The 13,465-nt window shown below is 61.3% G+C and carries 17 protein-coding genes; 1 reads left to right on the plus strand and 16 read right to left on the minus strand.

Annotated features, from left to right (window positions below):
- Nucleotides 1-58: 58 nt before the first annotated feature.
- The 16 genes from rpsQ to KUV82_RS10330 form a co-directional block, all read right to left on the minus strand.
- Nucleotides 59-349, minus strand: a complete 291-nt coding sequence (gene rpsQ, locus KUV82_RS10255; RefSeq protein WP_219954185.1) for a 30S ribosomal protein S17 — start codon at nt 347-349, stop codon at nt 59-61.
- 10 nt (nt 350-359) lie between these two features.
- The gene (rpmC, locus tag KUV82_RS10260; RefSeq protein WP_067464826.1) at nt 360-569 is read right to left on the minus strand and encodes a 50S ribosomal protein L29; all 210 of its coding nucleotides are present in this window, start codon (nt 567-569) and stop codon (nt 360-362) included.
- The gene (rplP, locus tag KUV82_RS10265) at nt 569-1,003 is read right to left on the minus strand and encodes a 50S ribosomal protein L16 (RefSeq protein ID WP_219954186.1); all 435 of its coding nucleotides are present in this window, start codon (nt 1,001-1,003) and stop codon (nt 569-571) included. The genes rpmC and rplP overlap by 1 nt, the downstream gene beginning before the upstream one ends.
- Nucleotides 1,004-1,024: 21 nt before the next feature.
- A complete protein-coding gene (rpsC, locus tag KUV82_RS10270) occupies nt 1,025-1,720 on the minus strand; it encodes a 30S ribosomal protein S3 (protein ID WP_219954187.1) in 696 nt (231 codons plus the stop codon).
- Nucleotide 1,721: 1 nt separating this feature from the next.
- A complete protein-coding gene (rplV, locus tag KUV82_RS10275) occupies nt 1,722-2,099 on the minus strand; it encodes a 50S ribosomal protein L22 (RefSeq protein WP_219954188.1) in 378 nt (125 codons plus the stop codon).
- The gene (gene rpsS, locus KUV82_RS10280; RefSeq protein WP_050599053.1) at nt 2,099-2,374 is read right to left on the minus strand and encodes a 30S ribosomal protein S19; all 276 of its coding nucleotides are present in this window, start codon (nt 2,372-2,374) and stop codon (nt 2,099-2,101) included. The genes rplV and rpsS overlap by 1 nt, the downstream gene beginning before the upstream one ends.
- A gap of 6 nt (nt 2,375-2,380) precedes the next feature.
- Nucleotides 2,381-3,217 (minus strand): 50S ribosomal protein L2, encoded by an 837-nt coding sequence (rplB, locus tag KUV82_RS10285; RefSeq protein WP_067464765.1) that lies wholly within the window; start codon nt 3,215-3,217, stop codon nt 2,381-2,383.
- A gap of 14 nt (nt 3,218-3,231) precedes the next feature.
- Nucleotides 3,232-3,540, minus strand: a complete 309-nt coding sequence (locus tag KUV82_RS10290; protein ID WP_067690130.1) for a 50S ribosomal protein L23 — start codon at nt 3,538-3,540, stop codon at nt 3,232-3,234.
- A complete protein-coding gene (gene rplD, locus KUV82_RS10295) occupies nt 3,533-4,156 on the minus strand; it encodes a 50S ribosomal protein L4 (protein ID WP_219954189.1) in 624 nt (207 codons plus the stop codon). Before rplD ends, KUV82_RS10290 begins: the two co-directional genes overlap by 8 nt.
- Before the next feature lie 3 nt (nt 4,157-4,159).
- Nucleotides 4,160-5,026 (minus strand): 50S ribosomal protein L3, encoded by an 867-nt coding sequence (gene rplC, locus KUV82_RS10300; RefSeq protein WP_219954190.1) that lies wholly within the window; start codon nt 5,024-5,026, stop codon nt 4,160-4,162.
- A gap of 257 nt (nt 5,027-5,283) precedes the next feature.
- Nucleotides 5,284-5,595, minus strand: a complete 312-nt coding sequence (gene rpsJ, locus KUV82_RS10305; RefSeq protein WP_006831877.1) for a 30S ribosomal protein S10 — start codon at nt 5,593-5,595, stop codon at nt 5,284-5,286.
- Between the two features lie 315 nt (nt 5,596-5,910).
- A complete protein-coding gene (tuf, locus tag KUV82_RS10310; protein ID WP_219954191.1) occupies nt 5,911-7,086 on the minus strand; it encodes an elongation factor Tu in 1,176 nt (391 codons plus the stop codon).
- 93 nt (nt 7,087-7,179) lie between these two features.
- Complete coding sequence (gene fusA / locus KUV82_RS10315) at nt 7,180-9,273, minus strand: elongation factor G (protein ID WP_219954192.1); 2,094 nt, start codon at nt 9,271-9,273, stop codon at nt 7,180-7,182.
- Nucleotides 9,274-9,380: 107 nt separating this feature from the next.
- Complete coding sequence (gene rpsG / locus KUV82_RS10320) at nt 9,381-9,851, minus strand: 30S ribosomal protein S7 (protein WP_219954193.1); 471 nt, start codon at nt 9,849-9,851, stop codon at nt 9,381-9,383.
- Nucleotides 9,852-10,132: 281 nt separating this feature from the next.
- Nucleotides 10,133-10,504 carry a 30S ribosomal protein S12 gene (rpsL, locus tag KUV82_RS10325; RefSeq protein ID WP_006831873.1) on the minus strand — a complete coding sequence of 124 codons (372 nt, stop codon included), beginning with the start codon at nt 10,502-10,504 and terminating at the stop codon, nt 10,133-10,135.
- 407 nt (nt 10,505-10,911) lie between these two features.
- Nucleotides 10,912-12,381 carry a KAP family P-loop NTPase fold protein gene (locus tag KUV82_RS10330; protein ID WP_219954194.1) on the minus strand — a complete coding sequence of 490 codons (1,470 nt, stop codon included), beginning with the start codon at nt 12,379-12,381 and terminating at the stop codon, nt 10,912-10,914.
- A 200-nt stretch (nt 12,382-12,581) separates the two neighbouring features.
- Between KUV82_RS10330 and KUV82_RS10335 the strand changes: the two genes are divergently transcribed.
- Nucleotides 12,582-13,277, plus strand: coding sequence for a hypothetical protein (locus tag KUV82_RS10335; protein ID WP_258319722.1), 696 nt, complete (start codon nt 12,582-12,584; stop codon nt 13,275-13,277).
- The last annotated feature ends 188 nt before the right edge of the window (nt 13,278-13,465 follow it).

Genomic DNA, 13,465 nt, shown 5'->3' on the forward strand with positions numbered 1-13,465 from the left:
GTTCCTTCTCAATGGCTTGCCGGGACAGGTGCCCGGCAGTTCCTACGTCAAACTTGGCTCAGTTACCGGCGGCTTCGACGTCGAGGTCAGCCTCGACAGCCTGCGTGCCACCTGCGGTAACGCGATCGATCACCTGCCAGGTCTTGGTCTTGGAGATCGGCTTCGTTTCTTCGATGCGCACGACGTCGCCGAGGGTGAACTCGTTCTTCTCGTCGTGGGCGTGGTACTTCTTCGAGCGACGGATGATCTTCCCGTAGAGGGGGTGCTTCACCTTACGCTCGACGAGCACGGTCACGGTCTTGTCGGTCTTGTCGGAGGTGACGGTCCCGATCAGGATACGCTTGGGCATGGTCTACTCCTTAGGCCTTCGCTTCAGCCGAGCGCGAACGCTCGCTCTGCAGCGTCTTGATCTTGGCGATCGTGCGGCGCACTTCGCGGATGCGAGCCGGGGCTTCGAGCTGGTTCGTCGCCGCCTGGAAGCGGAGGTTGAACTGCTCGCGCTTGAGCGTCGTCAGCTCTTCGGCCAGCTGGTCGTCCGACTTCTGGCGCAGGTCTTCAGTCTTGGCCATCATTCGCCTCCGAGGTGCGAGGTGTCGCCCAGGCGGGCAACGACCTTGGTCTTGATCGGCAGCTTCATTGCTGCGCGCTCGAACGCTTCGGCGGCCAGCGGGCCGGCAACGCCGTCGAGTTCGAACAGGATGCGGCCCGGCTTCACGCGAGCGGCCCAGTATTCGACCGAACCCTTGCCCTTACCCTGACGGACTTCGGCAGGCTTCTTCGACACCGGAACGTCCGGGAAGACGCGGATCCACAGGCGACCCTGGCGCTTGATGTGACGGGTGATCGCACGGCGAGCCGCTTCGATCTGGCGCGCAGTGATACGCTCCGGTTCCATCGCCTTCAGGCCGTACGACCCGAAGTTCAGCGTGGTGCCGCCCTTGGCGTTGCCATGGATCTTGCCCTTGAACGCCTTGCGGTACTTGGTTTTCTTCGGTTGCAGCATGGTTCTTTCCTAATCCTGCAATCAGCGCGCCGGACGGACGCCCGAGGTCTGGGCTTCCATCATCAGGCGGTCCTGGGCGGTCGGGTCATGCGCCATGATCTCGCCCTTGAAGATCCAGCACTTGATGCCGATGATCCCGTAGGCGGTCAGCGCTTCGGCTTCCGCGTAGTCGATGTTGGCGCGCAGGGTGTGCAGCGGCACACGGCCTTCGCGGTACCATTCGACGCGAGCGATCTCTGCGCCGCCGAGACGGCCGCCGCAGGTGATCTTGATGCCTTCTGCGCCGAGACGCAGAGCCGACTGCACGGCACGCTTCATGGCGCGGCGGAAAGCGACGCGGCGGATCAGCTGGTCGGCGATGCCCTGGGCGACGAGCTTGGCGTCGATTTCCGGCTTGCGGATTTCGACGATGTTCAGCTTCACTTCGCTTTCGGTCATGGTCGACAGCTTGGCGCGCAGCTTCTCGATGTCCGCGCCCTTCTTGCCGATGATCACACCGGGACGGGCTGCGTAGATCGAAATGCGGCACAGCTTCGCCGGACGCTCGATCACCACCTTCGAGATCGCTGCCTGCGGCAGGTTCTCGACGATGTACTTGCGGATCTCGACGTCTTCGCTGAGCAGCTTGGCGTAGTCACGCCCTTCGGCGTACCAGCGGCTGTCCCAGGTGCGGTTGATCTGCAGGCGCAGACCGATCGGGTTGCTCTTATGGCCCATCTTACGCCTCTTCCTCTTCGCGAACGACGATGCGCAGGCGGCTGAACGGCTTCAGGATGCGCGTCGACTTGCCGCGACCACGGGTGTGGAAACGCTTCATCGTGATCGACTTGCCGACCGAAGCCTCAGCGACGACCAGGGCGTCGACATCGAGGTTGTGGTTGTTTTCCGCGTTGGCGATCGCCGAAGCGAGCACCTTGCTGGCGTCCTTCGCCATCGCCTTCTTCGAGAACGCGAGGATGTTCATGGCCTCTTCGGCCTTCTTGCCGCGGATCAGGCCGGCGACGAGGTTGAGCTTCTGCGCCGAACCACGGATCGTGGTCCCGACGGCGAGCGCCTCGTTGTCGGCAACGCGACGGGGTGCCTTCTGCTTGCTCATCAGCGCTTACCCTTCTTGTCGGCGGCGTGACCCGGGAAGGTGCGCGTGGGCGCGAATTCACCGAGCTTGTGGCCGACCATCTCTTCCGAAACGGAGACCGGGATGAACTTGTGACCGTTGTAGACGTTGAACGTCAGACCAACGAACTGCGGCAGGATGGTGGAACGGCGCGACCAGGTTTTGATCGGCTTGGAGCCACCAGCGTCCTGAGCGGTCTCGGCCTTCTTCAGAAGGCTGAGCTCGACGAACGGACCTTTCCAGACGGAACGAGCCATGTCGGATTACCTCTTCTTCTTCGCGTGGCGCGAACGGATGATCATCTTGTCCGTCTGCTTGTTCTTGCGGGTGCGGGCGCCCTTGGTCGGCTTGCCCCACGGCGTAACCGGGTGACGGCCACCGCTGGTGCGGCCTTCACCACCACCGTGCGGGTGGTCGACCGGGTTCTTGGCGACACCGCGCGTCAGCGGCTTGATGCCCATCCAACGGCGACGACCGGCCTTGCCCAGGTTCTGGTTCTGGTTGTCGGGGTTCGAAACCGCGCCAACCGTACCCATGCAATCGGCGCGCAGGTAACGCTGCTCACCGCTGTTCAGACGCACGATGACCATGCCGCGGTCACGACCGACGAGCTGGACATAGGAACCAGCGGCGCGAGCGATCTGACCGCCCTTGCCCGGCTTCATTTCGACGTTGTGGCAGATCGTGCCGACCGGCATCTGACCCAGCAGCATGGCGTTGCCAGGCTTGGTGTCGGCCTTTTCGGCAGCGATCACCTTGTCGCCGACAGCGAGACGCTGCGGGGCAAGGATGTAAGCCAGTTCGCCGTCGTCGTACTTCACCAGCGCGATGAACGCGGTGCGGTTCGGGTCGTATTCCAGACGCTCGACAGTGCCTTCGACGTCCCACTTGCGACGCTTGAAGTCGACGTAGCGGTACTTCTGCTTGTGGCCACCGGCCATGCCGCGCGAAGTGACGTGGCCCTTGTTGTTACGGCCACCGGTCTTGCGCTTGCCTTCGACGAGCGACTTGACCGGCTTGCCCTTGTAGAGGCCCGACTTGTCGACGAGGATCAGGCCGCGACGGCCCGGGCTCGTAGGTTTGTAGTTCTTGAGTGCCATTTCTCTCTAGCCCCTCAGATACCGCTGGTGACGTCGATCGAGTCGCCGTCCTTCAGGGTGACCACGGCCTTCTTGAGGTCGTTGCGCTTGTAGGGCTTGCCCTTCCAGCGCTTGGTCTTGCCCTTCACATTGATGGTGTTCACGCCGGTGACGCTGACACCGAAGATCGCCTCGACGGCTTCCTTGATCTGCGGCTTGGTGGCGTCGTTGGCGACCTTGAAGACCACGGCGTTGTTTTCCGACGCCAGGGTTGCCTTCTCGGTGATGTGCGGTGCGAGCACGACGTCGTAGTGACGCGCTTCCACTTCCTGCTTCTTAGCCATTGAAACGGGCCTCCAGCTTTTCGACCGCGTCCTTGGTGAGGACCAGCGTGTCGTGCTTCAGGATGTCGTAGACGTTGGCGCCCATGGCCGGCAGCACATTGACGCCGGGCAGGTTACGGGCAGCCTTGCTGAAACCGTCGTTGACGCTTTCGCCGTCGATCACGAGGACCTTGCCGTTCCAGCCAGCCTTGTCGAAGTGACCCTTGAGAGCCTTGGTCTTGGCGTCCTTGAGCTCGAGGCTGTCGACGACGACGAGGCCGTCCTTCGCCTTGCTCGAAAGAGCCATTTTCAGACCGAGAGCGCGGACCTTCTTGTTCAGCGACTGCTCGAAGTCACGCTTGCGCGCACCGTGAGCCTTGCCGCCGCCGATGAAGATCGGAGCGCCGCGGTCGCCGTGACGAGCCGTGCCGCCGCCCTTCTGGCGACCCCACTTCTTGCCGGTACGCGCAACGTCCGAACGCTCACGCGTCGGGCGGGCGGTGCCGCGGCGGTTTTCGAGCTGCCAGGTGACAACCCGATGCAGGATATCGGCACGCGGCTCGAGACCGAACACGTCATCGTTAAGTTCGATGTCGCCCGACGCCTTGCCGTCGATTTTCTGGACCTTCACCTTCACGGATCAGCCCTCCTTGTTCTCGTCCGAGCCGGTGTCGGCTGCGGGCGTATCGGTGGTGGTTTCGGTGTCAGCACCGGCTTCCTGCTCGGCAGCCAGCTTTTCCTGCTGCTCGGCGGAAACTTCGGTACCCACTTCGTGCTCGGCGGCGCTCTCGACCAGGCCCGGTGCCGCATCTTCCGAAGCGAACTCTTCCTGGTTGCGGTACATCACGCCCGGGAACGGCAGTTCCTCGTGGTTGATCTTGACCGCGTCCTTGACCAGCAGCCAGCCATTCTTCGCACCCGGGACCGAGCCCTTGACGAAGAGGAGGCCGCGGTCGGCGTCGGTGCGCACGATTTCGAGGTTCTGCTGGGTGCGCTGACGGTCGCCCATGTGGCCAGCCATCTTCTTGCCCTTGAACACGCGGCCCGGATCTTGACGGTTACCCGTCGAACCGTGCGAGCGGTGCGAGAGCGAAACACCGTGGGTGGCGCGCAGACCGCCGAAGCCCCAACGCTTCATGGCGCCGGCAAAGCCCTTACCCTGGGTGTGGCCGGTGATGTCGACCTTCTGGCCGGCAATGAAGTGCTCTGCCGAAATGCGGGCACCGACCGGAAGCAGCGCCTCTTCGGTGTCGACGCGGAATTCGGCGACCTTCATCTTCAGCGGAACCTCGGCCTTGGCAAAGGCTTCGCGCTGCGGCTTGTTCACGTTCTTCTGCTTGGCTTCGCCCGAACCGACCTGGACCGCGAAATAACCATCGCGCTCTTCGGTGCGGTGAGCAGTGACCTGGCAGTTTTCCAGAGCGAGAACGGTGACCGGCACGTGCCGACCGTCCTCCTGGAAGAGGCGGGTCATCCCGACTTTCTTTGCGATAACGCCAGTGCGCATCGTAAAACTCCTAAACAGAGGCACCCCGGCCCATCCGAGGTGCTTGCCAGCCCGTTTTATGATGCGTCGCCCCGTCCGGGCTGAGTGCCACCGCAGCCTGGAAAGCCTTGGTAGCGAGACGGGGGACGCAGACCCGGATCAGATCCGGCGGTATCCCGATGTCTTGCCTGATCTCGCGATCGGGCGGGGCTATCGAGCGCCCCTTAACTTCCCTGCCCGCTTAACGTCCGGCAGGAGGACGGAAACCAAATCGCGATTTAGGCGAGCTTGATTTCCACGTTCACGCCCGCAGCGAGGTCGAGCTTCATCAGCGCGTCGACGGTCTGGGCGTTGGGCTGCACGATGTCGAGCAGCCGCTTGTAGGTGCGCACCTCGAACTGCTCGCGCGACTTCTTGTCGATGTGCGGGCCGCGGTTCACGGTGAACTTCTCGATACGCGTCGGCATGGGAATGGGGCCACGAATAAGAGCACCCGTACGACGCGCGGTGTCTGCGATTTCGCCAGTTGCCTGGTCGAGAACGCGATGGTCGAACGCCTTGAGGCGAATGCGGATATTCTGAGCTTCCATTACCTACACCGATGCGAAAGAGCCAAAGGAGCGTTCCCGCCCCTCAAAAAACAAAGGCCTGCCCCACATCGGTTTCCCGTCAGTGGGCGGCCCTACTGAAATTGTGTGTCGGGGACGAATCCCCGTCTGTGGGCGCGCATATACGGATGACTCCCGTATCTGGCAACCCCCGTTTTCCGCCCATTTCCATGTGACGGATTGTGACGCGACAAACCGTGCATTCGCGTGGTTTGACTGCCCTCACTTAAAGCGAAGGCCCGCCCCTCCGGATTGGAGAGGCGGGCCCACGTTTTTCAAAGCGCCGAAGCGCGAAGATTACTTGGTGATCTTCGCAACAACGCCCGAGCCGACGGTGCGGCCGCCTTCGCGGATTGCGAAGCGCAGACCTTCGTCCATGGCGATCGGAGCGATCAGCTTGACGTTGATCGTCACGTTGTCGCCCGGCATCACCATTTCGGTGCCTTCGGGAAGGATCACTTCGCCGGTGACGTCGGTGGTGCGGAAGTAGAACTGCGGACGGTAGTTCGCGAAGAACGGCGTGTGACGGCCGCCTTCGTCCTTCGACAGGACGTAGACTTCTGCGCTGAACTCGGTGTGCGGGGTAACCGAACCCGGCTTCGCGAGAACCTGGCCACGCTCGACTTCGTCACGGCCAACGCCGCGGATCAGGGCGCCGATGTTGTCGCCAGCCTGGCCCGAGTCGAGCAGCTTGCGGAACATTTCAACGCCGGTGACGGTCGTCTTGGTGGTGTCCTTGATGCCGACGATTTCAACTTCGTCGCCAACGTTCACGATGCCGGTTTCGACACGGCCGGTGACAACCGTACCACGACCCGAGATCGAGAAGACGTCTTCAATCGGCATCAGGAAGGCCTGGTCGACCGGACGGTCGGGCTCGGGGATGTTCGCGTCAACGGCGTCCATCAGTTCCTTGATCGAGTTTTCGCCGATTTCCGGATCGCGACCTTCGAGAGCGGCCAGAGCCGAACCCTTGACGATCGGAATGTTGTCGCCGTCGAAGCCGTACTCGCTGAGGAGTTCACGGACTTCCAGTTCGACGAGCTCGAGGATTTCCTCGTCGTCGACCTGGTCGACCTTGTTCATGTACACGACCAGAGCCGGAACGCCGACCTGACGCGAGAGCAGGATGTGCTCGCGGGTCTGCGGCATCGGGCCGTCAGCAGCGTTCACGACCAGGATAGCGCCGTCCATCTGGGCAGCACCGGTGATCATGTTCTTCACGTAGTCGGCGTGACCCGGGCAGTCGACGTGAGCGTAGTGACGGTTGTCGGTCTCGTACTCGACGTGTGCGGTCGAGATCGTGATGCCGCGCTCGCGCTCTTCGGGAGCCTTGTCGATGTTTGCAAAGTCGACGGCCGAACCGAGAACCTTGGTGATCGCCGCGGTCAGCGTGGTCTTACCATGGTCGACGTGACCGATGGTGCCAACGTTGACGTGCGGCTTGTTACGCTCGAACTTTTCCTTCGCCATTTTCCAATAACCTCTGTCTTAAAATTTGGGATTTCTGCGGGGAGGAAACGGCGCCCGCGGAATCAGGCGCCGCCCCTAGACCTCAAAGCTGGCTTACGCAAGCTTCTCCTTGACTTCCTGCGCGACGTTTGCCGGCACTTCGTCGTAGTGGCTGAACTGCATCGAGTACTGCGCACGACCCTGCGTGAACGAACGCAGCTCGTTGACGTAGCCGAACATGTTCGCGAGCGGCACGAAGGCTTCGACTGCCTGGGCGTTGCCGCGGCTGTCGGTGCCCTGGATCTGGCCACGACGCGAGTTGAGGTCGCCGATGACGTCACCGAGGTAATCCTCGGGGGTCACGACCTCGACCTTCATGATCGGTTCGAGCAGCTTGATGCCCGAACGCTCGGCCACTTCGCGCATCGCACCGCGACCGGCGATTTCGAACGCGATCGCGCTCGAGTCGACGTCGTGGTACGCACCGTCGTAAAGGTTGACGGTGAAGTCGATGATCGGGAAGCCGACCAGGTGACCGCTCTCGGCCTGCTCGCGCAGACCCTTTTCGATCGCGGGGATGTATTCCTTCGGAATGTTACCACCCTTGATCTCGTCTTCGAACACGAAGCCCTGCCCGCGCTCACCCGGGGTGACCTTGAGCTTGACGCGGCCGAACTGACCCGAACCACCCGACTGCTTCTTGTGGGTGTAGTCCACGTCCACCGGCTTGCTCAGGTATTCGCGATAGGCGACCTGCGGAGCGCCGACGTTGGCTTCGACCTTGAATTCGCGCTTCATGCGATCGACGAGGATGTCGAGGTGAAGCTCGCCCATGCCCTTGATGATCGTCTGACCCGACTCGTGGTCGGTCGAAACGCGGAAGCTCGGATCCTCGGCGGCCAGGCGGTTGAGGGCGACGCCCATCTTTTCCTGGTCGGCCTTGGTCTTCGGTTCCACCGACAGTTCGATCACCGGCTCGGGGAATTCCATGCGCTCGAGGATGATCGGCTTCGAAGCGTCACACAGCGTGTCGCCGGTGGTCGTTTCCTTGAGGCCGGCGATAGCAACGATGTCGCCGGCAAAGGCTTCATCGATGTCTTCGCGGTTGTTCGAGTGCATGAGCAGCATGCGGCCGATCTTTTCCTTCTTGTCCTTCACCGAGTTCAGGACGCTGCCCTTGGTCAGCTGGCCCGAATAGATGCGGGTGAAGGTGAGCGAGCCGACGAACGGGTCGTTCATGATCTTGAAGGCTAGAGCCGAGAACGGAGCTTCGTCCGACGACGGACGGGTCTGTTCTTCGTCGCTATCGGGCAGGACGCCCTTGATGGCCGGAACGTCGAGCGGCGACGGCATGTAGTCGACAACCGCGTCGAGCAGGGGCTGAACGCCCTTGTTCTTGAACGCCGAGCCGCACAGCACGGGAACGAACGCGCGCTCCATGGTGCCCTTGCGGATGAGACGCTTGAGGGTCGCGGCGTCGGGCTCTTCGCCTTCCAGATACGCTTCCATCACGTCGTCGTCCTGCTCGACAGCCGTTTCCACCAGCTTTTCGCGGTATTCGGCAGCCTTGTCAGCCAGGTCGGCCGGGATGTCGACGTAGTTGAACGTCGCGCCCAGGTTTTCGTTTTCCCAGACGATGCCGCGCATGTTGACGAGGTCGACAACGCCCTGAAGGTCGCTTTCCGCGCCGATCGGGAGATAGAGGACCAGCGGGTTCGCGCCGAGGCGGTCGATGATCGACTGCACGCAGTAGTAGAAGTCAGCGCCGGTGCGGTCGAGCTTGTTGACGAAGCACATGCGGGGAACGCCGTACTTGTCGGCCTGGCGCCAGACGGTTTCGGATTGGGGTTCTACGCCGGCGACTCCATCAAAAACGGCGACGGCGCCGTCGAGCACGCGCAGCGAGCGTTCAACTTCGATGGTGAAGTCGACGTGGCCGGGCGTGTCGATGATGTTGATGCGGTGCTTGGGACCTTCACCGTCTTCGGCCGACCAGAAGGTGGTCGTCGCAGCCGAGGTGATGGTGATGCCGCGTTCCTGCTCCTGCTCCATCCAGTCCATGGTCGCAGCGCCGTCGTGGACTTCGCCGATCTTGTAGGACTTGCCGGTGTAGTAGAGGATACGCTCGGTCGTGGTGGTCTTGCCGGCATCGATGTGGGCCATGATGCCGATGTTGCGGTACCGCTCCAGCGGATATTCGCGTGCCATGTGGAATTCCTCGTGAGGGGGAGTGACGTGCCGCCACCCCTTTGATGATCAATGTGACCGCCCGGTGACCGTTCCGCCCATTCGCGGAACCAGCCACCGGCCGAGCCTTACCAGCGGTAGTGCGAGAAGGCGCGGTTCGCGTCCGCCATGCGGTGCGTGTCTTCGCGCTTCTTGACCGCGTTGCCGCGGTTGTTGGCCGCATCCATGAGCTCGCCCGACAGGCGCGCCGACATGGTGGTTTCCGGACGACCGCGCGCGGCCGAGATCAGCCAGCGGATCGCGAGGGCCTGGGCACGCTCGGGGCGAACCTCGACCGGCACCTGGTAGGTCGCACCACCGACGCGGCGGCTGCGCACTTCGACCTGCGGCTTGATGTTGTCGAGCGCTGCGTGGAACAGTTCCACCGGGTTCGACTTGGCCTTGGCTTCGACCGTATCGAGGGCCGAATAGACGATCCCTTCGGCAACAGCCTTCTTACCGTCGAGCATGAGGTTGTTCATGAACTTCGACAGGACCTGATCACCGAACTTCGGATCAGGCAGGATTTCCCGCTTCTCGGGACGACGACGACGTGACATCTTTTTAAACTCCTTTGGAGTGCGGCGGATCATCCGATCCGCCTTGCGGTGCCAGCCCTCTCCGAGTCTCCGGCCCTTTGGCCGGCCACCAGGACACTACCTTCGTATGGTGTCCGGGCGGAGGAGAGGACTGTCCCCGCGTTGAAACCTTGGGCCTTCGGTTCCGGTCCGCTTCCCCACCCGGCTACCCTATGAGGATAATGCCTTGGGTGGCCGGGTGGGGGAGCGGGCCGGTGCCGAAGCTGACGACGGATGTCGTCAGCGCACCCAACAAAAATCCCTTACTTCGGACGCTTGGCGCCGTACTTCGAACGGCTCTGCTTGCGGTCCTTCACGCCCTGCGTGTCGAGCACGCCGCGAAGGACGTGGTAGCGGACGCCGGGAAGGTCGCGAACACGGCCGCCGCGGATGAGCACAACGGAGTGCTCCTGCAGGTTGTGGCCTTCGCCCGGGATGTAGGAGATGACTTCGCGCTGGTTCGTCAGGCGAACCTTGGCGACCTTGCGCAGAGCCGAGTTCGGCTTCTTCGGGGTCGTCGTGTAGACGCGGGTGCAAACGCCGCGCTTCTGCGGGTTCTGCTCCATTGCAGGGACCTTGCTCTTGGCCTTCTGCGGAACGCGGCCCTTGCGGACCAGCTGGTTAATCGTCGGCATAGAATACTCTTCTCTTCACCGTTTGGACTGACCCATCAGCAAAAGTGGGCACCGGTTTTGCGCCCGGATGGATCAGCATACTAAGTGGCGACTAGCGGGTTGATCGGCGATGCGTCGGGTTCGTGCCTGGCTCGCGCGCGGCGCTGGAAAAGCACCGGGGCGGCGTGATCGCACGAGCCTGAAACGCTCCACCCATCGGCCCACACGGCCACCGGGTTACTTTGACGGCTGCCCCCAGCTTTCGCTGCAATAGAAAAGGGCCCGCCTGGTAAAAGGGGAGCCCCGGGACATGACCGGCAATGTTCAGCTCTATCTGCCCGTTGGAGGGAATCGCACAAGGCGGACCCTACACCGGATGGGCGCGCACATAGTGCGGGAGGGGGGATGGGTCAAGGGTGGAGGAACGGTCAATCCTCCCCTGTCAACGCGGCGACATCGTTCAACAAGTTCGGATAATTCGTTGGGGATGCCCGGAGATTGGTCTTACCCAAGAACCAAGAAATGTACTCATACATTGGGTCCTCCGAGTCACCGGCAACACGCATCGCATCGCGATCCGAATGCCGGTAAATATCCCCAAGAACTCTAATGACAGAATCAGCTTCAACCCATTTAAATTGCCTAATACTGTTGCCGAATCCGAATGACCAATTTCGACCCTCCGCCCTGTCTTCACCGACAATATTTCTACAAATTGTTTCAGTTAGATGAATTGCCTCAATGTCATCATTTCTTAATATCGCGATAGACGTCTGCAGCATGTCAAAAAACTTAAAAACATCTCTTGGGGAAACGTTGTAGAAACTTAGCAGGGAAGAAATGTATTGGTCTCGACCAATCTCGCGCCGATTTGCATCATTGATCTTGGGGAAGGCAAGACACTCACCATCTTGCAGGCGGGAAAAGAGTTTCTGCACAAGCGCGGTTAGCGGAGGGAATGGCAGATTAATCCTGCGGTCGATGAAGCGCTGCAGATACGCACCTCCATCAAAGCGATTTCCGTAGAGACCAGAGACCGCCTTTCCTAGCTGGTCGGAATTCACGCCGAGAATGAAGACGACACCCGGAACACCAAACAAGTGCCTTATCTCTTCAAGGAATTTTATCGCATAAGAAGGACGGCAACGATCTAGCTCGTCGACGATAATAAAAATCGATTTACCGTCACTCCCTTCACTAAGTGAAGCAACCAAGGCCGCGAGCGACCTTTTCATATCTTCGATAGCTCTTACGCCAGATTCGAATTCGGTAATTCTCGCAGAGATTATTTTATTCGAGTCGATTGCCTTCAGCTCTCGATCAAACTCCTCGATCGAGTCCTTGACGGCATCATCAATCGCATCTTCCACATCATCCATCACCCCTTCTGAAGCACCACTTAAAACCTGCGAAATTCCCTCAACCGCTCCTTGAGTGACAGCTAGCTGCGCCCCGCGCTTTAACGCACCCTTGCCTCCGATAATCATTACCCGTCCGGCTTTCGAAGCAAACTCCAGCCACTTCGCCTTCACCTTATCGTCTTTGGCAATCTGTGATCCAATTGATCGCTTCAACACAGACGCAATCGCTGTCAGAGGATCATCGAGAAGATCGCCGCTCCAAGCGTCTATGAACGCGACCGGGTTGCCCCCCTCCAACTCAAGCTCAAGACCTCGGAGAAAGAAGCTTTTTCCAATACCGTAGTCCGCATCCACCGCAACGACTAGCGACCGGTCCCCATCAAGGAGTGTCCCGTGTCGAGAGACAGTCTTGCAGTAGGCAATCAGATCTTGAGCTAGTTGTCGACGCTCAAATAGATCTTCATTCCAACTGCGCATACTTACCTCCGCACTTTCTCGGTATTCTATCTTCTTCGCATCGCGATCAATCGAATTCAATAATCTGGCACACTTTTCTCCTCATTCCATGCGATAAGTCTCGCTATTCCCTGTTCCGAAGGCGAATTCATCTCTCATTTATTCGTCACTTTACAATTTGTCGTAAGACAAGCTAATTCTGCTCTCATCAAAGGGCTTATGCTTGCGGCCTCAAGAAACCATTTTCCTACTCCTCTGGAATATGCATTTTGGGGTGGGCCATGAGTTCAGACCGCCCTGCCCCCACCCGCGCCACTCCCCGCCAGGCGACCTCCGCCGTCGCCTTTGTCGGCGAGGAGCCGGGGGCCGATGATCCCTTGCTGGCGTTCGAGCCGTTCCTCCACACGCAGCCGCGCCGCAATTCGATCACGCCCGATCTCCAGCGCCGGTTCGTCGCCACGCTGGCGGCCACCGGCATCGTCAAGGTCGCGGCCAAGCGGATCGGGAAGAGCATCGAGGCGCTCTACAAGCTGCGCGCGCGGCCCGGGGCGGAGGGGTTTGCCGAGGCCTGGGACGCGGCGGTGGAGCGCGGGGCGCGGCGGCTCGAGGACCTGGCGATGGAGCGCGCCATGCTCGGCACGCGCACGCCGATCGTCTCCGGCGGGGAAATCCTCGGCCATTGGGACAAGCCCGACAACGCGCTGCTGCGCTTCCTCCTCGCCCACCGCCTGCCGCAGACCTACGGCGTGCAGCGCGTGGCCGTGGGGATGAAGGGCGCCGCGCCTGCGCCCTCGCCCGAACCCTCGCCAGCGAAGGACCCTTACGAGGAATCGGACGATTTCCTCCACCGGCTGAACCTTCGCTTCGAGGTCCAGCGGCGCAAGATGCTGCTCCTGGGCGAGCTCACCCCGTCCGAGGCCGAACAGCGCGAAATCGACGCCGACCGCGACGCCTTCTTCGCCCTCACCCGCGAATAGCGCCCCTCCCCTGTCGAGAGGCAGCGCGCACGGAAAAGGGGCCGCGCCCGTCGACGCGGCCCCTGTGACCGGACCCGTCGGCCCGGCTTCGATGTCCGGCATGGCCCATCGGGAAAGCGCTTGGTTAGGAGATCGTGGCTTTCCGTCCGGCATACCGGCGCTGCGCCACCCGGTGAAAGCGGGACTCT

Source organism: Qipengyuania flava, assembly GCF_019448255.1.
Taxonomy (GTDB): Bacteria; Pseudomonadota; Alphaproteobacteria; order Sphingomonadales; family Sphingomonadaceae; genus Qipengyuania; species Qipengyuania flava_A.